Source organism: Neorhizobium sp. PAMB6716, from assembly GCF_058242805.1.
In genome coordinates this window covers 1,890,228-1,908,670 of the sequence record NZ_CM177835.1, presented here as the reverse complement: position 1 = coordinate 1,908,670, position 18,443 = coordinate 1,890,228, and the positions used below count along the sequence as shown (strand labels likewise).

At 60.5% G+C, this 18,443-nt stretch carries 16 protein-coding genes and 1 tRNA gene; 9 read left to right on the top strand and 8 right to left on the bottom strand.

The annotated features are described in order from the left end of the window. Positions 1-83 precede the first annotated feature (83 nt). The 6 genes from gatB (at position 84) to AC4CWH_RS09290 (ending at position 4,114) form a co-directional block, all read left to right on the top strand. On the top strand, positions 84-1,586 hold the full coding sequence (gene gatB, locus AC4CWH_RS09315) for an Asp-tRNA(Asn)/Glu-tRNA(Gln) amidotransferase subunit GatB (RefSeq protein ID WP_491321293.1): 1,503 nt from the start codon (positions 84-86) through the stop codon (positions 1,584-1,586). 97 nt (positions 1,587-1,683) lie between these two features. Then, on the top strand, positions 1,684-2,184 hold the full coding sequence (locus AC4CWH_RS09310; protein WP_491321395.1) for a GNAT family N-acetyltransferase: 501 nt from the start codon (positions 1,684-1,686) through the stop codon (positions 2,182-2,184). Positions 2,185-2,296: 112 nt separating this feature from the next. Next, positions 2,297-2,764: a GNAT family N-acetyltransferase gene (locus AC4CWH_RS09305; RefSeq protein WP_491281765.1), complete on the top strand. Its 468-nt coding sequence runs from the start codon at positions 2,297-2,299 to the stop codon at positions 2,762-2,764. A gap of 100 nt (positions 2,765-2,864) precedes the next feature. Next, positions 2,865-3,263, top strand: a complete 399-nt coding sequence (locus tag AC4CWH_RS09300; RefSeq protein WP_491281764.1) for an NADH:ubiquinone oxidoreductase subunit NDUFA12 — start codon at positions 2,865-2,867, stop codon at positions 3,261-3,263. Between the two features lie 85 nt (positions 3,264-3,348). After that, entirely contained in the window at positions 3,349-3,786 is a 438-nt protein-coding gene (locus tag AC4CWH_RS09295) for a DUF2155 domain-containing protein (RefSeq protein ID WP_491321394.1), read from the top strand. An 88-nt stretch (positions 3,787-3,874) separates the two neighbouring features. Next, entirely contained in the window at positions 3,875-4,114 is a 240-nt protein-coding gene (locus tag AC4CWH_RS09290; protein WP_491321292.1) for a hypothetical protein, read from the top strand. 36 nt (positions 4,115-4,150) lie between these two features. Here AC4CWH_RS09290 and aat read toward each other — a convergent pair whose 3' ends face one another. The 6 genes from aat to AC4CWH_RS09260 all read right to left on the bottom strand — a co-directional run bounded on the left by aat (position 4,151) and on the right by AC4CWH_RS09260 (position 11,187). Further along, positions 4,151-4,768 carry a leucyl/phenylalanyl-tRNA--protein transferase gene (gene aat, locus AC4CWH_RS09285; protein ID WP_491321291.1) on the bottom strand — a complete coding sequence of 206 codons (618 nt, stop codon included), beginning with the start codon at positions 4,766-4,768 and terminating at the stop codon, positions 4,151-4,153. A gap of 2 nt (positions 4,769-4,770) precedes the next feature. Beyond that, complete coding sequence (gene accC, locus AC4CWH_RS09280) at positions 4,771-6,120, bottom strand: acetyl-CoA carboxylase biotin carboxylase subunit (RefSeq protein WP_491281760.1); 1,350 nt, start codon at positions 6,118-6,120, stop codon at positions 4,771-4,773. Positions 6,121-6,129: 9 nt separating this feature from the next. Beyond that, positions 6,130-6,594, bottom strand: a complete 465-nt coding sequence (gene accB / locus AC4CWH_RS09275) for an acetyl-CoA carboxylase biotin carboxyl carrier protein (protein ID WP_491281759.1) — start codon at positions 6,592-6,594, stop codon at positions 6,130-6,132. Between the two features lie 25 nt (positions 6,595-6,619). Further along, a complete protein-coding gene (gene aroQ, locus AC4CWH_RS09270) occupies positions 6,620-7,057 on the bottom strand; it encodes a type II 3-dehydroquinate dehydratase (protein ID WP_491281758.1) in 438 nt (145 codons plus the stop codon). Positions 7,058-7,178: 121 nt separating this feature from the next. Continuing rightward, positions 7,179-7,943 carry a DsbA family protein gene (locus AC4CWH_RS09265; RefSeq protein WP_491321290.1) on the bottom strand — a complete coding sequence of 255 codons (765 nt, stop codon included), beginning with the start codon at positions 7,941-7,943 and terminating at the stop codon, positions 7,179-7,181. A 217-nt stretch (positions 7,944-8,160) separates the two neighbouring features. Continuing rightward, a complete protein-coding gene (locus AC4CWH_RS09260; protein ID WP_491321289.1) occupies positions 8,161-11,187 on the bottom strand; it encodes an Rne/Rng family ribonuclease in 3,027 nt (1,008 codons plus the stop codon). An 825-nt stretch (positions 11,188-12,012) separates the two neighbouring features. Here AC4CWH_RS09260 and AC4CWH_RS09255 point away from each other — a divergent pair. The 3 genes from AC4CWH_RS09255 to prfB all read left to right on the top strand — a co-directional run bounded on the left by AC4CWH_RS09255 (position 12,013) and on the right by prfB (position 17,189). Then, positions 12,013-13,194 carry an N-acetylmuramoyl-L-alanine amidase gene (locus tag AC4CWH_RS09255; protein ID WP_491321393.1) on the top strand — a complete coding sequence of 394 codons (1,182 nt, stop codon included), beginning with the start codon at positions 12,013-12,015 and terminating at the stop codon, positions 13,192-13,194. Between the two features lie 298 nt (positions 13,195-13,492). Continuing rightward, on the top strand, positions 13,493-15,946 hold the full coding sequence (locus AC4CWH_RS09250; protein WP_491321288.1) for a penicillin-binding protein 1A: 2,454 nt from the start codon (positions 13,493-13,495) through the stop codon (positions 15,944-15,946). Positions 15,947-16,057: 111 nt separating this feature from the next. Continuing rightward, positions 16,058-17,189, top strand: a protein-coding gene (gene prfB, locus AC4CWH_RS09245; RefSeq protein ID WP_491281754.1) for a peptide chain release factor 2 whose coding sequence is annotated in 2 segments (ribosomal slippage) — positions 16,058-16,126 and positions 16,128-17,189 — 1,131 coding nt in all. Because the reading frame shifts where the segments join, the coding sequence is not laid out codon by codon here. Between the two features lie 75 nt (positions 17,190-17,264). On the opposite strand, the gene AC4CWH_RS09240 is transcribed toward prfB, so the two are convergent. After that, the gene (locus tag AC4CWH_RS09240; RefSeq protein ID WP_491321287.1) at positions 17,265-18,038 is read right to left on the bottom strand and encodes an NAD kinase; all 774 of its coding nucleotides are present in this window, start codon (positions 18,036-18,038) and stop codon (positions 17,265-17,267) included. A gap of 144 nt (positions 18,039-18,182) precedes the next feature. Further along, positions 18,183-18,258: transfer RNA gene (locus AC4CWH_RS09235), tRNA-Thr, on the bottom strand. Positions 18,259-18,443: the final 185 nt, after the last annotated feature.

Below are 18,443 nucleotides of genomic sequence, written 5' to 3'. Positions count from 1 at the left end.
TCAAAAGCGGGAAAGCTTGCACGCCTGCCTCATTTGCTCTACCTGACAAAGACTTCAAACAGTCCGCATGAAGAGCTTTTTCCATGACCCTTGTCGATGTTCGCACGCCTGATCCGAAACGCTTCATTCCCGGTGCCACCGGCGATTGGGAAGTCATCATCGGCATGGAAGTGCATGCGCAGGTGCTGTCTAAATCCAAGCTGTTTTCCGGCGCCTCCACCGAGTTCGGCAAGGCGCCAAACGCCAATGTGTCGCTGGTCGATGCCGCCATGCCCGGCATGCTGCCCGTGATCAACGAAGAATGCGTGGCCCAGGCCGTGCGCACCGGCCTGGGCCTGAAGGCTAAGATCAACAACCGCTCGATCTTCGACCGCAAGAATTATTTTTATCCCGACCTGCCGCAGGGCTACCAGATCTCGCAGTTCAAGGATCCGATCATCGGCGAAGGCCAGATCGTGATTTCGCTCGGACCGGATCGCCAGGGCAATTTCGAGGATATCGAAATCGGCATCGAGCGTCTGCACCTGGAACAGGATGCCGGCAAGTCCATGCATGACCAGCATCCGACCATGTCTTATGTGGATCTCAACCGGTCGGGCGTGGCGCTGATGGAAATCGTGTCGAAGCCCGACATGCGCTCCTCGGACGAGGCCAAGGCCTATATGACCAAGTTGCGCTCCATCGTGCGTTATCTCGGCACCTGCGATGGCAACATGGACGAGGGCTCCATGCGCGCCGACGTCAACGTTTCCGTGCGCCGTCCGGGCGAAGGGTTTGGCACGCGCTGCGAGATCAAGAACGTCAACTCCATCCGCTTCATCGGCCAGGCCATCGAATACGAGGCACGCCGGCAGATCGCGATCCTTGAGGACGGCGGCTCCATTGACCAGGAAACCCGTCTGTTCGACCCGAACAAGGGCGAGACGCGCTCCATGCGCTCCAAGGAAGATGCGCATGATTACAGATACTTCCCCGATCCTGATCTGCTTCCGCTTGAGTTTGATGATTCGTTTGTTGAGGCCCTGAAGAAGGACCTGCCGGAACTGCCCGATGACAAGAAGGCGCGTTTCGTGGCCGAGCTTGGCCTGTCGGTTTACGATGCCTCGGTGCTGGTTTCGGAAAAGTCGATTGCCGATTATTTTGAAGCCGTGGCTGCCGGCCGCGATGGCAAGACGGCGGCGAACTGGGTGATCAACGACCTGCTCGGCGCGTTGAACAAAGCCGGCAAAGGCATTGAAGAGACTCCCGTTTCCCCGGCCCAGCTCGGTGGCATCATCGATCTCATCAAGTCGGAAACCATTTCCGGCAAGATCGCCAAGGACCTGTTCGAGATCGTCTTTACCGAAGGCGGCGATCCCGCCGAAATCGTCGAGAGCCGTGGCATGCGCCAGGTGACCGATACTGGCGCCATCGAAAAGGCCGTGGACGAGATCATTGCCGCAAACCCTGATCAGGTCGCCAAGGTGCTGGCAAAGCCCACGCTTGCCGGCTGGTTTGTCGGGCAGGTGATGAAGGCAACGGGTGGCAAGGCCAACCCGCAGGCCGTGCAGGCGCTGGTCAAGGCAAAGCTCGGGCTTGAAGACTGATCAACGCTGTTTCGGGGCTGTTTGAAGCCGTTCCACAGCACCGGTCCGCGCCTGTCGCGTGGCCGGTGTTGTCGTTTGAGGAGAGATAAAAGACATGGTGTTTTTTGTACGCACCGCCGGCGAGCAGGATGTGGAGGCAATCCGCGCCCTGCTGCGCGAAACCTGGCATGCCACCTATGACGGCTTTTATGGCAGTGCAAAGGTGGCTGAACTGACCACGACCTGGCATTCGGCGGCGGACATCAAGGCACAGATCGGCAAGCGCGACGGCGAGTTTCTGGTGGCCGATGACGGGCGCAAGCTTGGTGGTGTCGGTTATGCGGCGATGTCGCCGAAGATGACGAAGACCGCCATGCTGCATCAGCTTTACGTGCGCCCCTCCTGCCAGAACGAAGGCATCGGTCGGGATATCTTTGCCGAGCTGGAGACCTGCTTTCCCGACGCGGAAATCATGCGACTGGAAGTGGAGCCACGCAATGTGCGCGCCATCGCCTTCTACAGCCGCCTCGGTTTCATCGAGGTCGATCGCACGAAAAACTGCGGCGGTGCAGACAGCGGTATCGAAGCCGTGATCATGGAAAAGCCGCTGGCAAGATGAGCAGGGCCGGGCAACCGTTCGGCTAAATGCTTGTTATGCCAGATGAGGGGTGGAGGTGCGCCACCCGACGGGATAAGATCTGAGCAGTATTCGGAACTGGAGGAGAGTGCGAATGACTGCCGAGGATTTTGTAGTGCGCAAGGCCCGGGAAGAGGATCTTCCCCAACTCATTCATCTCCTGGCGGAGGATACGGTCGGCTCGCATGGCGATACCGTCGATCCGAGTGCGTTCGAGGATTATCTGCGCGCCTTTCATGTGATCGATCAGGCGCCACAGGAGCAGCTGTTTGTGGCCGAACGCAACGGCGAGATCGTTGCGACCTATCAGATGACGTTTCTGCGCACGCTGCGCGGGCGAGGCGCGATGGATGCGCAGGTGGAGGCGGTCCACACGCGTGCCGACTGCCGCGGGCAGGGCATTGGCCGGGCGTTGATGGACCATGCGCAGCAGGAAGCCCGTCGCCGCGACTGCCGGCTGCTGCAGCTGACCTCCAATGCAGCGCGCACCGATGCGCATCGTTTCTATGAACGGGAAGGGTTTACCCGCACCCATATCGGCTTCAAGATGAAGCTCAAATAAGAGTGCGCGGCCGCCGAACCACTGGACATCGACGGTGCGAGATTGCATAAGCAGATCAAGGAAACATTCCTTGTCTCTCGCGAGGACGTTGGAAAAAAGCATGAAAAATCTCCTCCTGCAAATCTTCACCTGGTGGAATGGCCAGACAATGGGCACCCGCTTCTTTACCTGGCGCAAGGGAACGCGCGTCGGCGAAGACGAGTTGGGCAATGTCTATTATGAGGGCCCCATGTCCTCCTATGGCCTGCAGAAGCGCTGGGTGATCTACAAGGGATATGCGGAAGCCTCCGCGATTCCGCCCGGCTGGCATGGCTGGATGCATCACCGCACGGATATAGCCCCGAGCAAGGAAACCTATGTGGCCCGCGAATGGCAGAAGTCGCATGTGCCCAACATGACCGGTTCGCCGCTCGCCTATCGTCCCAAGGGCTCGCTCGAGGCAACCGGCGAGCGTCCGCGCGTCACCGGCGACTATGACGCCTGGACACCCGGCGGCTGACCTTTTCTTTCTCCGCCTTCGCGCCACATTTGCGGCATAACCCATGCCTGCCCCGGTTACTTGTCGGGACAGGTTTTAAATCGTGGTGAGATCGCCGATGCGACAGAATTTCCTTCGACCGCTGCTTCTCAGCCTGACTGTGGGGGCGACCTTGCTGTCCGGCATGATGCCTGCCTCTGCCGCGCGGCTGGAAAACCCGGTGGCGGAATTTTCCGGCATCGACAAGATCACAGGCCGCATCACCAAGTTCGACGTCTATGTGAACGAGACGGTGCAATATGGCGCGCTGCAGGTGACACCGAAGGTGTGTTATTCACGCGATGACAGCGAGGCGCAGCGGATCGACGGTTTCGTTGAGGTCGATGAGATCACGCTCGACCGAAAAATCCGCCGCATCTTTACCGGCTGGATGTTTGCCGATAGCCCCGGTTTGAATGCAGTCGAACACCCGATCTATGACGTGTGGCTGACCGGCTGCAAAAAGACGTCTGACGTTCCGCCACCGGCTGCCGCACGCAAGTAAGGCCCCAAATCTCACTTATTCCCTGCGCGTCGTCATTGGATATATGCGATGATGAAGATTATCGTGGGACGCCACCGGAGCCTTTGCCATGCCACTCGCTGAAAAATTCATCGTCCTGCCGTTCAAGAAGAACCGCGGCCATATCGTGCCGGGCGAAATGCGCCAGGCCTCCAGCGCTGCATCCGCGGAAAAGATCGCCACTGCCATGTCCGCCCGCCATATCGGCGTTGCCGCCTATTCCGTGCAGGTGGATGAGGAGAGCGGCGACATGTCGAGCCCGAAGCTGATCATCGGTTTTGGCGAGACGGCGGATCTGACGACAAACTAAGGCGGCATTGCCGCTGCGGGACACAGGGCTTTACCCCTAAAACCGCAGCGTTTCGCCTTCCATCGCGCCGGCCAGAAGTTTCAGATAGTCCGCCTTCGGCACGTCGATTGCGCCGAAGGTCTTCAGGTGTTCGGTGGTGAACTGCGTATCGAGAAGGCGAAAGCCCTTGGCCTTCAGCCGGTCCACCAGATGGACGAGGCAGATCTTGGAGGCGTTGGTGCGGCGCGAAAACATGCTTTCGCCGAAGAAGGCACTGCCAAGCGAGACGCCGTAAAGCCCGCCCACCAGTTCATCCCCCTCGAATGCTTCCACGCTATGGGCGTGGCCCATGCGATGCAATTCCGTGTAGAGCGTGCGGATGGTGGCGTTGATCCAGGTGCTTGGCCTGTCAGGCGCTTCTGCTGCACAGCCAGCCATCACGGACTCGAAGGCTGTATCGACACGGATGGTGAGGGTGGAGTGCTTGATTGCCTTCTGCAGGCTGCGTGACACATGAAAAGCGTCGAGCGGCAGGATGCCGCGCAGTTCCGGCTCGACCCAGAAAATCTCCGGATCATCAGCCGATTCGGCCATGGGAAACAGGCCGATGGAATAGGCGCGCAGCAGAACATCCGGGGTAATGGCTGGATAATATCTGCCGCGCCGCCCTGCCATAGTTAGGCTTCGGGCTTATCGCCTGCCAGGTACTTTTCCAACCAGTGGATATCATAATCGCCATTGGCGATATCCTGGTTGGAAACGAGGTCCTGGAACAGCGGAAGCGTCGTCTTGATACCGTCCACGACGAACTCGTCCAGCACGCGGCGCAGACGCATCATGCATTCGACGCGGGTGCGTCCATGCACGATCAGCTTGCCGATGAGGCTGTCGTAATAGGGCGGGATCTTGTAGCCGGCATAAGCGCCTGAATCGACGCGAACGCCGAGACCGCCCGGCGCATGGAAATGCGTGATCGTGCCCGGAGACGGCACGAAGGTGCGCGGATCCTCGGCATTGATGCGGCATTCGATGGCATGGCCGGAAAAGACGATCTCTTCCTGGGTCACGGAGAGGCCGGCGCCGGAAGCGACGCGGATCTGCTCGTGCACCAGGTCGATATTGGTGATTGCCTCGGTGATCGGGTGCTCCACCTGCAGGCGGGTGTTCATCTCGATGAAGAAGAACTCGCCATTTTCGTAGAGGAACTCGATCGTGCCGGCGCCCCGGTACTTCATCTTCTTCATCGCGTCGGCGCAGATCTGGCCGATCTTCATGCGCTGTTCGACGTTGAGGGCAGGGGAGTTTGCTTCTTCCCAGACCTTCTGGTGACGCCGCTGCAGCGAGCAGTCGCGTTCGCCGAGATGAATGGCGTTGCCTTCGCCGTCACCGACGATCTGCACTTCGATATGGCGCGGCTTGCCGAGATATTTTTCCATGTAGACGGCGTCATTGCCGAAGGCGGCAAGCGCTTCGGAACGGGCGGTCGACACGGCCTCTTCCAGTTCGGCCTCGGTCTTGGCAACCTTCATGCCGCGGCCACCACCGCCGGCGGTGGCCTTGATCAGGACCGGGAAGCCGATCTGACGGGCGATTTCCAGCGCGTTTTCCGGAAGCACTTCACCATCGGACCCCGGCACAACCGGAATGCCAAGCTCGACCGCCGTCTTCTTGGCGGTGATCTTGTCGCCCATCAGGCGGATATGTTCCGCCGTCGGTCCGATGAAGGTGATGCCGTGTGCGTCGAGGATATCGGCGAACTTGGCGTTTTCCGAAAGGAAGCCGTAACCGGGGTGGACGGCATCGGCGCCGGTGATTTCGCAGGCGGCAACGATCTGGTGGATGTTCAGATAGCTGTCACGCGAGGGCGGCGGACCGATGCAGACACTTTCGTCGGCAAGGCGCACGTGCATGGCGTTTGCATCGGCCGTCGAGTGGACGGCGACGGTCGCAATACCGAGTTCCTTGCAGGCGCGCAGGACGCGCAGTGCAATTTCGCCGCGGTTGGCAATGAGAATCTTGGAGATCATGGATCTGCCTTATTCGATCACGATGAGCGGTTCGCCATATTCGACAGGCTGGCCGTCGCTGACGATGATTTCCGTCACCTTGCCGGAACGCGGCGCGGGGATCTGGTTCATGGTCTTCATGGCTTCGATAATCAGCAGCGTCTGGCCTTCCTTGACCATCGCGCCGACTTCGACAAAAGGACGCGAGCCGGGGGCCGGCGACAGGTAGACCGTGCCGACCATGGGTGCGGCAACGGCGTTGCTGCGATCCTTCACGGCTTCGGCGGGGGCTGCTGCGGCCGGTGCGGCGGCTGCAGGTGCTGCGGCATATTGCGGCGCTGCGGCCTGCACATACTGTGCGGCGGGAATGTTGCGCGACACGCGGATGCGCAACTCGTCCTGCTGCACTTCGATTTCCGTGAGATCGGTATCCTTGAGGATGTTCGCCAGATCGCGGATCAACCCCTTGTCGATACCGGTTTTCTTCTCAGACATGGTCAACCTATATGTTCTGTTGTTCTTAGCTGGTGATGTCGCGCAGGGCATGCAAGGCCAACACGTAACCGCCCGGGCCCAATCCGCAGATCATTCCCTTGGCGGCCGCCGCGATCATGGATTTATGACGGAATTCCTCGCGCGCATGGATGTTGGAAATATGCACTTCCACGACCGGCACGGAAATGGCGCGGATCGCATCATGCAGGGCAATCGAGGTGTGGCCGTAGGCGCCGGGATTGATAACCACGCCGACAGCACGGTCATTGGCCTCATGCAGCCTGTCGACCAGCACGCCCTCATGATTGCTCTGGAAACATTCGACCGAAAAGCCGAGCGTTTCGCCTGCCGCGATGCAATCCTCTTCGATGTCCTTCAACGTCTTGCCGCCGTAAATGCCGGGTTCGCGCTTGCCCAGCATGTTGAGGTTCGGCCCGTTGAGAACGAAGATTGTTTTGATCATGGAATACCCGTCAGAAAATCAGCGCCACCTATAGACCGGCCAGCGCCCAAGGGAAAGCCCCCGGCCGCGAAAGCCGTTGATAACCGGGGGGCAGGCCTATTTTCGAAGCAGGACGGACGCCTCAGCAGGTTGCCTTTCCGCAGGCGCGGATGTTGGCAATCTTCTCCGAAAGCTCCTGATGGCCAACGGCACCGAACACGGCCTCGTTGCCGACGACATAGAAGGGCGTGCCGGTGATGCCGAGATTGTTGGCGAGCGCATAGGTGTCGCGCACCTGCGCATCGTTCGGGTTTTTCGCCATGGAGGCCCGCAAGGTCTTTTCCGGAATTCCGAGCGAGGCAGCAACGGCAATCGCCGAGGCTTCCGTAGCGCGGTCCTGCCCACCAAGCAGGGTGCGGTGGAACTCGGCATATTTTTCCGGCGCCGTCAGGCGCACGGCGTTTGCCACGCGATGGGCTGCCATCGAATCAGGCCCGAGAATGGGGAATTCCTTGAGGATGAAGCGGACATTCTTGTCTTCTGACAGGATCTCTTCCATGTCCGACAGCGCCCGCTTGCAGTAGCCGCAATTGTAATCGAAGAACTCGACCACGGTGACATCGCCCTTTGGATTGCCCACGCTGATATCGCTCGGGGTGGAATAGATCGCCTGGCGATTGGCCTCGATGCCGTTGGAGGCCTGCGAGATGCGCGCCTCCTGCTGCTTCTTCTCCAGCGCATCCTGCACTTCCAGCATCACTTCCGGATTGGCGATCAGATATTCGCGGATGAAGGCGCCCATTTCCTGTTTCTGCTGGTCATCCAGCGCAACGGCTGCGCCCGCGAAAGGAACGATGGCAGTGCCGGCGATCAGGAGCGCAGCGAGCGTCTTGGAAAAGGGCTTCATGTCTGTCCTCGTCTTTAAAATTTCATCAAAGGGCCGCGCGAGCGCGCAGGACGAATCGCACCGGCGTCTGTCTGTGGCCTGCAATCGATCGAACCATAATGCCTGATCGCACCTTAGACAAACTCACATCTGTGTATGGCAGCGACAGCAGTGCATCCACCAAAGGAAACGGCCGCGGGATGCGCGGCCGTCTCGTCTTTTCAATCTGTCCGGTTTCTCAAAGGAAACCGCGGCGCTGCCACCAGCCGCCCTTCTTGGGCTTTGACGGATCGCTATCGCCTTCCGGAGAAGCGGCCGACTTGATCACCGGCTCGGAGGCCGTGATGGTGGAGGCGCGATTGGCGCGGGCAGGCCTCTGATCGGCCTCGCCGTCCTCGGCGGATGTGGTGTCGACCGGGGCGGGAGCCGCTTCGGCAGCGGGCTCATCGCGTGGGGTCTCAGCCGTTGCAACCGCTGCAGGCTCTGCAACAGGCTGGGCTTCCGCTTCAACGGCAGCCGGTGTTTCCGCAGGTACTTCCTCGACGGCGGCAGAAGCTGGAGCTTCGGCAACCGCTACCTCATCCGGCGCGGCCTCGACGACCTTTGCCTTGCGGCTGCGGCGCGGCTTGGCAACCTTTGCTTCCGGCACTGCGACTCCAACGTCTGCAACCGGCTGTTCAACGGCTTCCGCTGCGGCTTCTACAGCGATGGTGGCATCCGCGGGCGTTTCGGTTGCGGACACTGCGTCATCGGCTTCACCGCCGGTGTCTTCGCCACCCTCTTCGCCAGTCGTGTCGTCACCATCCGCGGAAACGCCGTTTTCGTCTTCGTCGCTGCGATTGCGGCGACCGCCACGCTTGCCACGACGGCGGCGCTTGCGGCGCTGGCCTTCTTCGGTGTCGTTCAGGCTGGTTTCGCCAGCTTCTGCACGCTCGCCAGCACCTTCGCCTGCGTCGGTTGCATCGTCCTCGTCCGTGTCGTCTTCGTCGCCTTCAGCCTCGTCGCTGGCAGACTGCGGAAGCTCGGCGCCGTTGCGATCGCGGTTGCGACGACGACGGCGGCGCTTGCGCTTGCGACCGTTCTGATCGTCCTCGCCACGCGCTTCCTGCGAGACTGCAGCCGTTGCGGCCGCCGCAGCAGGTGCTGCCACAACCACATCGTCTTCCTCTTCCTCGTCTACCTCGGGGATGTAGTCGTCATCCTCATCCTCAATGGGAAGGGTCGCAAACTGCATCAGGCTTTCGATGCGAACCGGGTTTTCCACCGGCTCGCCACGATCGATGGCAAAGTGGGCTGCACCCACGCCGGCATCCGATTCGATGAAGATGGAAACGCCGAAACGCTTTTCATAATCCACCACGGAGCCGCGCTTCTGGTTCAGAAGATAAAGCGCGATATCGGGCGTGGTGCGCACGGTGATGTCGTGCGTGGTGTTCTTCAGCAGATATTCCTCGACGCCGCGCAGGACATGCAGGGCAACCGAAGACTGCGAGCGCACATGGCCGGTTCCGCCGCAATGCGAGCAGATCTGCGTCGTGGATTCCAGAACGCTGGCACGGATACGCTGGCGCGACATTTCGAGAAGGCCGAAATGCGAGATGCGGCCGACCTGGATGCGGGCGCGGTCGTTCTTCAGGCAATCCTTCAGGCGCTTTTCGACGGAGCGATTGTTGCGCTTCTCTTCCATGTCGATGAAGTCGATCACGACAAGGCCGGCAAGGTCGCGCAGGCGCAGCTGGCGGGCAACCTCTTCGGCGGCCTCCAGATTGGTCTGCAGCGCGGTTTCCTCGATGGAATGCTCGCGGGTCGAACGGCCCGAGTTGACGTCGATCGCCACCAGCGCTTCGGTCTGGTTGATGATCAGGTAACCGCCGGACTTCAGCGTCACCTGCGGCTGCAGCATGCGGTCCAGCTGCGCCTCGATGCCCGAACGGGCAAAGATCGGATGCAGGTCGCGGTAGGGCTGAACCACCTTGGCATGGCTCGGCATCAGCATCTTCATGAAGTCTTTCGCTTCACGATAGCCTTCTTCGCCGGACACCACGATCTCGGAAATGTCCTTGTTATAGAGGTCGCGGATCGAGCGCTTGATCAGCGAGCCTTCTTCATAAACGAGGCACGGCGCCATGGAGGCGAGCGTCAGCGTGCGCACGTTTTCCCACAGGCGCATCAGATATTCGAAGTCGCGCTTGATCTCGACGCGGGTGCGGTTGGCACCGGCGGTGCGCAGGATAACGCCCATGCCCTGCGGAACTTCCAGCTCGCGGGCGATTTCCTTCAGACGCTTGCGGTCCGTCGGCTGGGTGATCTTGCGCGAAATGCCGCCGCCCCGCGCCGTGTTCGGCATCAGGACAGAATAACGACCGGCCAGCGACAGATAGGTGGTGAGGGCCGCACCCTTGTTGCCGCGTTCTTCCTTGGCCACCTGCACCAGCAGGATCTGCCGGCGCTTGATGACTTCCTGAATGCGGTACTGCTTGCGCGGCTTGCGGTAGACGCGATCCGGAACCTCTTCCATCGCATCTTCGGCGCCGACCGATTCGATCACTTCCTTTTCGTGATTGTCGTCATCGTCGTCGTCATCATCGTCATCGCGGCTGCGACGGTCGGACACGTCTTCGGAAATGGCGTCGGTTTCCACCATGGCGGCCATCGTATCCGGCGTGGTGTCGTCGTCACTGCCAACGGCGGCAATCTGCGCGTCGGCAGCGTCAGCTGCTGCTTCGCCGGCGTCTGCAATTTCGTCTGCGGCCGGCTTCTTGCGCGAACGGCTGCGGCGGGGCTTTGCCTTGGGCTTTTCCTCGGCAGCCGGTTCGGAAACCTCCGATACGGCCTCAACGACTTCCGTCGTCGCAGGCTCCGGCGTTTCGGATCCGAGAGCGGCGTCCACCTGGGCAACGATGCCGATATCCGGCTGGTCTTCCTTGGAGAGATCAACGATCGGATCTGCCGAATCAAAATCCGGATGGCGGCGCTGGTCTTCGGCCTCGGCCTGCATCAGCGCCTGGCGATCGGCGAGCGGGATCTGGTAATAGTCCGGATGGATTTCCGCAAAAGCGAGGAAGCCGTGGCGGTTGCCGCCGTAATCCACGAAGGCGGCCTGCAGTGACGGCTCGACGCGGGTCACTTTGGCCAGATAGATGTTGCCGCGTATCTGCTTCTTGTGCTGCGACTCGAAGTCGAATTCCTCGATCCGGTTTCCCCGAACGACGACTACGCGTGTCTCCTCTTCGTGAGACGCGTCGATAAGCATTTTGTCTGCCATGAAAGTTCTGCTCCTCGGCGCGGACGCGCAGAGGCAGAGGGGCGCATCACAAGGACAGGCCGATCGTGCGTCGCGTACAGGGCGCCGGATAAGAATATTCCCGTCGGCAGCCTCGGCGAAGGGATCAACCGGACGCCGACCGGAGCCATCGGCTCCCTCCGCTGTTCCAGTTTATGCAATCCGTGCCGCGACATCAAAGACCAGACGAGAAAGACGATACAATAGACCCGACCAGGGGTCCGATGAATTTGCTCCCGATGAGCGTGGATGGCGAACCATCCGGTACTGTCTCCGGCCACCGCCGGTTCATATAGAGTTTCAGGCCAAATGTAGAGACGGCGGATGTCTGTCGGTCTCCGGCGCCAGAACTAACTTGCTGGCAGCCTATCAACATACTATCCCGTCGACACTTAAACCCTCATAACCCTTGTATGTTTTATCCGTCACAATAGCAAGGGCAAAGCCGGTTCTGCCTTATTATGGATCAATTTGCGCGCCTTAAGCCAGACGTGAAAAGGGCAGTGCCGTGACCGGACGAACGGGCGGGCGGTTGCGGACCATCCCGCAGCGGGATCCGCGTGGCGAATCGGTCGTTGCCTGGCTGGCGCGGACGGCAAGGCAAGGCAGGGCCGCAGCGATCATCGGGCAGGGGCGAGCAAGAGGTTCGGCAAGAGGGGAACGGCAGGGCGAATGATACGGCTTTCGACAGCAATCCAGACGGTTGTACCGCCGGTGTTTTCCCGTGGCTCTGTGCAATGGCCTCGCCGGTTCTGCGCTGCATGCCTTGCCGTGGCCTTTGCGCTGACCGTGTCTCTGGCGTTGCTCATGCCCTTCATGGCGCGCGCCAGCGAAACCGAAGCCGAAACGAAACCGGGCGAAAATCTGCTCGCCTTCAGCGCCCGCATTGCCGGAGACGATGCCCGCACGCGCGTGGTGATCGATTTCGACGGCAAGCCGGAATTTACCGCCCATTATGTCGCGGGGCCGGAGCGGATCGTCATCGACCTGCCGGCCACAGCCTTCGGCTTTCCAGCCGAAGATCTTGCGCCGCGCGGGCTCTTCAAGGACATCCGTTACGGCACGATGGGGCAGGGGAGTGCGCGCATCGTCTTTACCGGCATCCGCCCGGTGCGCCTGGTGCTTGCCGAAGTGCAAAAGAACGAGGGCCATGGTTTCCGCCTCGTGCTTGACGCAGAGATGACCACGCCAAAGGCCTTTGCGGATCTCGTATCCCAGCAGAAATGGGGCCAGTCGCTATCCAATTCCGCCCTGCAGGGCCTTGGCGCCACGGCAAAGGATCCGGCAACCGATGGCGTCTTTACCATTGCTGTCGACGCGGGCCATGGCGGCATCGATACCGGCGCCATGGGGGCGAAATCGAAGACGCCTGAAAAGGAGATCACGCTCGCCTTCGCCAATACGCTGGCCGACCGCCTCAACCAGCAGACAGGCGTCAAGGCGTTTCTCACCCGCGACAGCGATACCTTCCTGTCTTTGTCCGAACGGGTGACGCTGGCGCGCCAGGGCGGGGCGGACCTGTTCATATCCCTGCATGCCGATACGCTCGGCCAGAAGAACATTCGCGGCGCAACCGTCTACACGCTCTCCGATACCGCTTCTGACCGCATGGCGGCAGCGCTTGCAGCGCGCGAAAACCTGTCCGACCAGCTTGCCGGTTATTCCATCGAAAGGGGGCCGCCGGAAATTGCCGATATCCTGCTCGATCTCGCACGCCGGGAAACCCAGGCCTTTTCGATTTCGCTGGCGGAACGGGTGGTCAAATCCTTCGACGGACAGATCGGCCTCATCAACAATCCGCACCGGCAGGCCGGTTTCCAGGTGCTGCGCGCGCCGGACATGCCGTCCATCCTGCTGGAACTAGGCTTCCTCTCCAATCCCGACGACGAGGCGCTTCTGCTTGATCCCGAATGGCGCCAGAAGGTGGCGGATCGGATGGTTGACGCCGTGATGCGCTACCGGACGGAGACGGTGGCGGGGGGCGGCTGACAGTCGCCGATCGGCAGCCTTCAGCGCGCGAGCGTGCCCACAATGTTACAGCCTGCGGTAAATTGCGCTTTTCGAGGCCTTGCACCAACACGTGCCTGTGAAAGGCAGGCTGGAGCCCTACTTTCCTCACATTCGAGCGGTTACACGGGACAAGCGGTAGCACGGGGATTGACAGAGACCGGCGACAGCCCGGTTTTCCCGGCTTCAGGCTTGCGCTTGCAAGGCCGCCCGTGCAAAACGCCTCGAAACATGAGATGGTGCTGTTGTGCGCCAGACGATATTAAAGCGGTAGCTGCTGATGATCAGATTGCTTGGATACCTTTTCGGACTGGCCTGCGCGGGGTTCCTCGTGGTGGCCGCCGTCGCTGCCGTTTATCTCGGCGGCGTATCCAGGGACTTGCCCAATTACGAAGTTCTGGCCTCCTATGAGCCGCCGGTCGCCACGCGTGTGCATGCCGGCAACGGCGCGCTGATGGCCGAATATGCCCGCGAAAAGCGGCTGTTCCTGCCGATCCAGGCCATTCCGGATCGTGTCAAGGCGGCTTTTCTCTCTGCGGAAGACAAGAACTTCTACAATCATCCGGGCGTCGATTTCTGGGGTCTGGCGCGCGCAGTCGTCAACAACGTCCAGAACATCGGTTCCGGTCGTCGTCCGGAGGGCGCCTCGACCATCACGCAGCAGGTGGCCAAGAACTTCCTTCTGTCGGCTGACCAGACCATCGACCGCAAGGTCAAGGAAGCGATCCTTTCCTTCCGCATCGAGCAGACCTATTCGAAGGACAAGATCCTCGAGCTTTATCTGAACGAGATCTTTTTCGGCCTTAATGCTTATGGCATCGCCGGTGCAGCGCTGACCTATTTCGACAAGTCGGTGACGGAACTGACGATTGCCGAGACCGCCTATCTGGCCTCGTTGCCGAAGGGTCCCGCCAATTACCATCCGTTCCGTCATGAAAAGGCAGCGCTCGAGCGCCGCAACTGGGTCATCGACCGCATGGCCGAGAATGGCTACATCACCGTTGGCGATGCGACCGAAGCCAAGGCCCAGCCGCTCGGCGTCAAGCTGCGCCGCGGTGGCTCCTCGCTCTTTGCATCGGATTATTTCTCCGAGGAAGTCCGTCGCCAGATCATCGGCAAATACGGCGAAAAGGCCCTCTACGAGGGTGGCCTTTCGGTCCGCACCTCGCTTGACCCGCAGATGCAGATCATGGCGCGCGCGGCACTCCAGCACGGTCTGGTGGAATATGACCAGCGCCGCGGTTTCCACGGGCCGGTCTCGACGATTGCCGTCACCGGTGACTGGGGGCCGGATCTTGCCAAGATGTCGCCGCTGCGTGACGTGCCGGAATGGCAGCTTGCGGTGGTCACCGCCGTCTCGGCAACCGGTGTCGATATCGGCCTTCAGCCTGCAACCGTTGCCGGCAAGGTGGCCGACGATCGTGTGCGCGGCCAGATCCCCGCCGATGAAATGAAATGGGCCTATCGTGATGCCAAGGGCGAGCGCAAGACGGCGAAATCACCCGATGGCGTGCTGAAGCCCGGCGATGTTGTCTATGTGGAAGCCATCGAAGGCAAGACCGGCAAATTCCGGCTGCGCCAGCCGCCAAAAGTGCAGGGCGGCATGGTGGTGATGGACCCGCATACCGGCCGCGTTCTGGCCATGGTCGGCGGTTTCTCCTACGGCCAGTCAGAGTTTAACCGTGCGACCCAGGCGATGCGCCAGCCAGGGTCTTCGTTCAAGCCCTTTGTCTATTCGGCAGCGCTGGATAACGGCTATACGCCGGCCTCGGTCATTCTCGATGCCCCGATCGAAATGGTCTCGGGCGGTCAGGTCTGGCGTCCGGAAAACTATGGCGGCGACAGTGCCGGTCCCTCCACGCTGCGTCTTGGTATCGAAAAATCCCGCAACCAGATGACCGTTCGTCTGGCGCAGGACATGGGCATGGATCTCGTGGCCGAATATGCCGAGCGTTTTGGCATCTATGACAAGATGCTTCCGGTTCTCGCCATGTCGCTGGGTTCGGGCGAAACCACGGTGCTGCGCATGGTCTCGGCCTATTCCGTCATTGCCAATGGCGGCAAGCAGATCAAGCCGACACTGGTCGACCGCATCCAGGACCGTTACGGCAAGACCATTTTCCGTCATGAGGAACGCGGCTGCGAGGGCTGCAATTTCAGCCAGTGGGCAAACCAGGGTGAGCCGACGCTGGTCGACAACCGCGAGCGCGTGCTCGACCCGATGACGGCCTACCAGATCACGTCAATGATGGAAGGTGTGGTCACGCGCGGCACGGCGGCTGGAAAAATCCCGGTCAAGGATCGCGACGTCGCCGGCAAGACCGGCACCACCAATGATGAAAAGGACGCCTGGTTCGTTGGCTTCACGCCGGATCTGGTGGCGGGTCTTTATGTCGGTTTCGATACGCCGGCCCCGCTTGGCCGCGCCGGCACCGGCAGTGGCCTGGCAGCTCCGATCTTTGGCGATTTTCTGGCCCAGGCCGCCAAGGTGACGGCACCGAGCAAGTTCATCGTGCCCGATGGCATGCAGCTTATTCCGGTCAACCGCAAGACCGGCATGTTTGCCTATGAGGGCGAGCCGGATACGATCATCGAAGCCTTCAAGCCGGGCACCGGCCCTGCCGATTCGCTTTCGGTCATCGGCATGGGCGACCAGCTGCCGCCTGAGGAAATCCTCAAGACATCGCCGCAGGCCCAACAGGCCGTGACATCAGGCGCCGGCGGACTTTTCTGATCTCTGGATCAACATCTCCCGCATGGGCCTCACGGGCGCGTGCGGGGTTTACTTCGCCAGCGCCTGCCACTATGCACGGCGCAATTTCCCCGAAAGGACGAAGCACACACGATGCGCAATGAAACCCTGAACATTGTCGACGAAATCAAGCAGGCCATAAGCCTGCTGAGGAGGCATCTTTGACTGGGATCAGGCGGTAAGACGACTGGACTGGTTGAACAACAAGGCAGAGGATCCCTCCCTCTGGAATGACGCTGCCGAAGCGCAGAAGCTGATGCGCGAGCGTCAGCAGCTGGACGATTCGATTGCCGGCGTCAAAGCGCTCGAGCAGCGCCTGAAGGACAATATCGAGCTGATCGAGCTTGGCGAGGAAGAGGGCGATGACGCCATCGTTCGCGAAGCCGAGGATGCGCTGAAAGCCCTGCGGTCTGAAGCCTCGCGTCGGCAGGTGGAAGCCATGCTGTCAGGCGAAGCCGATGGCAACGACACTTATGTGGAAGTGCATTCGGGCGCCGGCGGAACCGAAAGCCAGGACTGGGCAAACATGCTCTTGCGCATGTACACCCGCTGGTCCGAGCGTTCCGGCTACAAGGTTGAATTGCTCGAAGTGCACGACGGCGACGAGGCCGGCATCAAGTCCGCGACCATTCTGGTCAAGGGCCACAATGCCTATGGCTGGATGAAGACCGAATCGGGCGTTCACCGCCTGGTGCGCATCTCGCCTTATGATTCGAACGCCCGCCGCCACACCTCGTTCTCATCGATCTGGGTTTATCCTGTGGTGGATGATTCCATCAATATCGAGATCAACGAGAGCGATTGCCGCATCGATACGTTCCGGTCGTCGGGTGCCGGCGGCCAGCACGTCAACACCACCGATTCGGCCGTGCGCATCACGCACATTCCGACAGGCATCGCGGTGTCGTGCCAGCAGGAGCGGTCGCAGCACAAGAACAAGGCCAAGGCCTGGGACATGCTGCGCGCCCGCCTCTACGAGGTCGAGTTGAAGAAGCGGGAAGAGGCAGCCAATGCCGAAGCCGCGTCGAAGACGGAAATCGGCTGGGGCCACCAGATCCGCTCCTACGTGCTGCAGCCCTACCAGCTGGTCAAGGACCTGCGCACCGGCGTGGAAAGCACCGATCCGGATAGCGTTTTGAACGGCGAGCTGAACGACTTTATGGAAGCAGCCCTGGCCCACCGCATCAGCGGCGGCGCCGGTGCAGATGTTGCCGATATCGACTAACAGGCGGTTTTCCCGAGCCATCAAAACGGCGCGCCACTCGCAAGGGGCGCGCCGTTTTTCGTTTTCGGCGGCTTCTCAGTCGGAAAACTGCTCGGCCAGAATGCGTTCCGACCAGGAATGATCGGGGTCGGAGAGAATGCGGGCGGTGCGCGCATCCGATTGCGCAATGCGCACCTGCAGCACGTCCTTCACCTCGGTATTGTCGGCGACCGCGTTGACCGGGCGTTTGTCCGGCTCGAGAATATCGATCTCGACGCACACCTTGTTCGGCAGCAACGCACCGCGCCAGCGGCGCGGGCGAAAGGCCGATACCGGCGTCATGGCCAGAAGCGGCGCCTCCAGCGGCAGGATCGGGCCGTGGGCCGAGAGGTTATAGGCGGTGGAACCGGCGGGCGTTGCAATCATCAATCCGTCGCAGATGAGTTCAGACAGCCGCACATGGCCATCGATCGTCACTCGAAGCTTTGCCGCCTGATAGGACTGGCGAAACAGATAGACCTCGTTGATGGCAAGCGCCACCGAGCTTGTGCCGTCGGCATTCACCGTTGTCATCTGTAGGGGATGAAAATCGTTTTCCAGCGCGTTGTCGATGCGCTCAAGCAGCTGGTCGACGCGATAATCGTTCATCAGGAAGCCGACGGAACCGCAGTTCATGCCGTAGATCCGCTTGCCGCTGTTGATCGTCTGGTGCAGCGTCTGCAGCATAAAACCATCGCCGCCGAGCGCAATGATCACATCGGCCTCCTCGACGGTGGCATTGCCGTAAAGCCCGGTCAGTTCCGACAGAGCCATCTGCGCTTCGGGCGCCGAGGATGCCATGAAGCAAAGATGATTGGAATTCAACGACATTGGCGCACCTCTTCTGGAGCACCTTGGTACAGGAAGAACTGCGGTGGGAACAAGTGCTTGCGTCCTGCAATGCGAAGAACGGCCTGAGGGCGCCTGCGAGAAGCTAAACTGCAGGTGATGCGGCGCAAGGATTGGAAGGTGAAATGGTGCCCCCGACAAGGTTCGAACTCGTGACCCCCTGATTACAAATCAGGTGCTCTACCAACTGAGCTACAAGGGCATTTCATGGTGCGAATTACCATATTCTCCCGGTGTGTAAAGCGTAAAATGCATCGGTTGAGGGGAAATGCGGCCAATGAAGCCTGGCAAACACGATGCTTTGAGGGTGCATATTAGGAAAATCTGAGAAAAAGAGGCAGTTGAGGCTTTTCCTTCACTCTTGGTTAGAGACCTTGCCCTAGATTT

Coding starts and splice junctions, on each gene's coding strand:
- accB (WP_491281759.1), bottom strand. CDS start 6,594: ATGTCTGAGAAGAAAACCGGTATCGACAAGGGGTTGATCCGCGATCTG.
- gatB (WP_491321293.1), top strand. CDS start 84: ATGACCCTTGTCGATGTTCGCACGCCTGATCCGAAACGCTTCATTCCC.
- AC4CWH_RS09255 (WP_491321393.1), top strand. CDS start 12,013: ATGCCCTTCATGGCGCGCGCCAGCGAAACCGAAGCCGAAACGAAACCG.
- AC4CWH_RS09240 (WP_491321287.1), bottom strand. CDS start 18,038: ATGTCGTTGAATTCCAATCATCTTTGCTTCATGGCATCCTCGGCGCCC.
- AC4CWH_RS09260 (WP_491321289.1), bottom strand. CDS start 11,187: ATGGCAGACAAAATGCTTATCGACGCGTCTCACGAAGAGGAGACACGC.
- AC4CWH_RS09250 (WP_491321288.1), top strand. CDS start 13,493: ATGATCAGATTGCTTGGATACCTTTTCGGACTGGCCTGCGCGGGGTTC.
- aroQ (WP_491281758.1), bottom strand. CDS start 7,057: ATGATCAAAACAATCTTCGTTCTCAACGGGCCGAACCTCAACATGCTG.
- AC4CWH_RS09305 (WP_491281765.1), top strand. CDS start 2,297: ATGACTGCCGAGGATTTTGTAGTGCGCAAGGCCCGGGAAGAGGATCTT.
- AC4CWH_RS09265 (WP_491321290.1), bottom strand. CDS start 7,943: ATGAAGCCCTTTTCCAAGACGCTCGCTGCGCTCCTGATCGCCGGCACT.
- AC4CWH_RS09300 (WP_491281764.1), top strand. CDS start 2,865: ATGAAAAATCTCCTCCTGCAAATCTTCACCTGGTGGAATGGCCAGACA.
- aat (WP_491321291.1), bottom strand. CDS start 4,768: ATGGCAGGGCGGCGCGGCAGATATTATCCAGCCATTACCCCGGATGTT.
- AC4CWH_RS09290 (WP_491321292.1), top strand. CDS start 3,875: ATGCCACTCGCTGAAAAATTCATCGTCCTGCCGTTCAAGAAGAACCGC.
- accC (WP_491281760.1), bottom strand. CDS start 6,120: ATGATCTCCAAGATTCTCATTGCCAACCGCGGCGAAATTGCACTGCGC.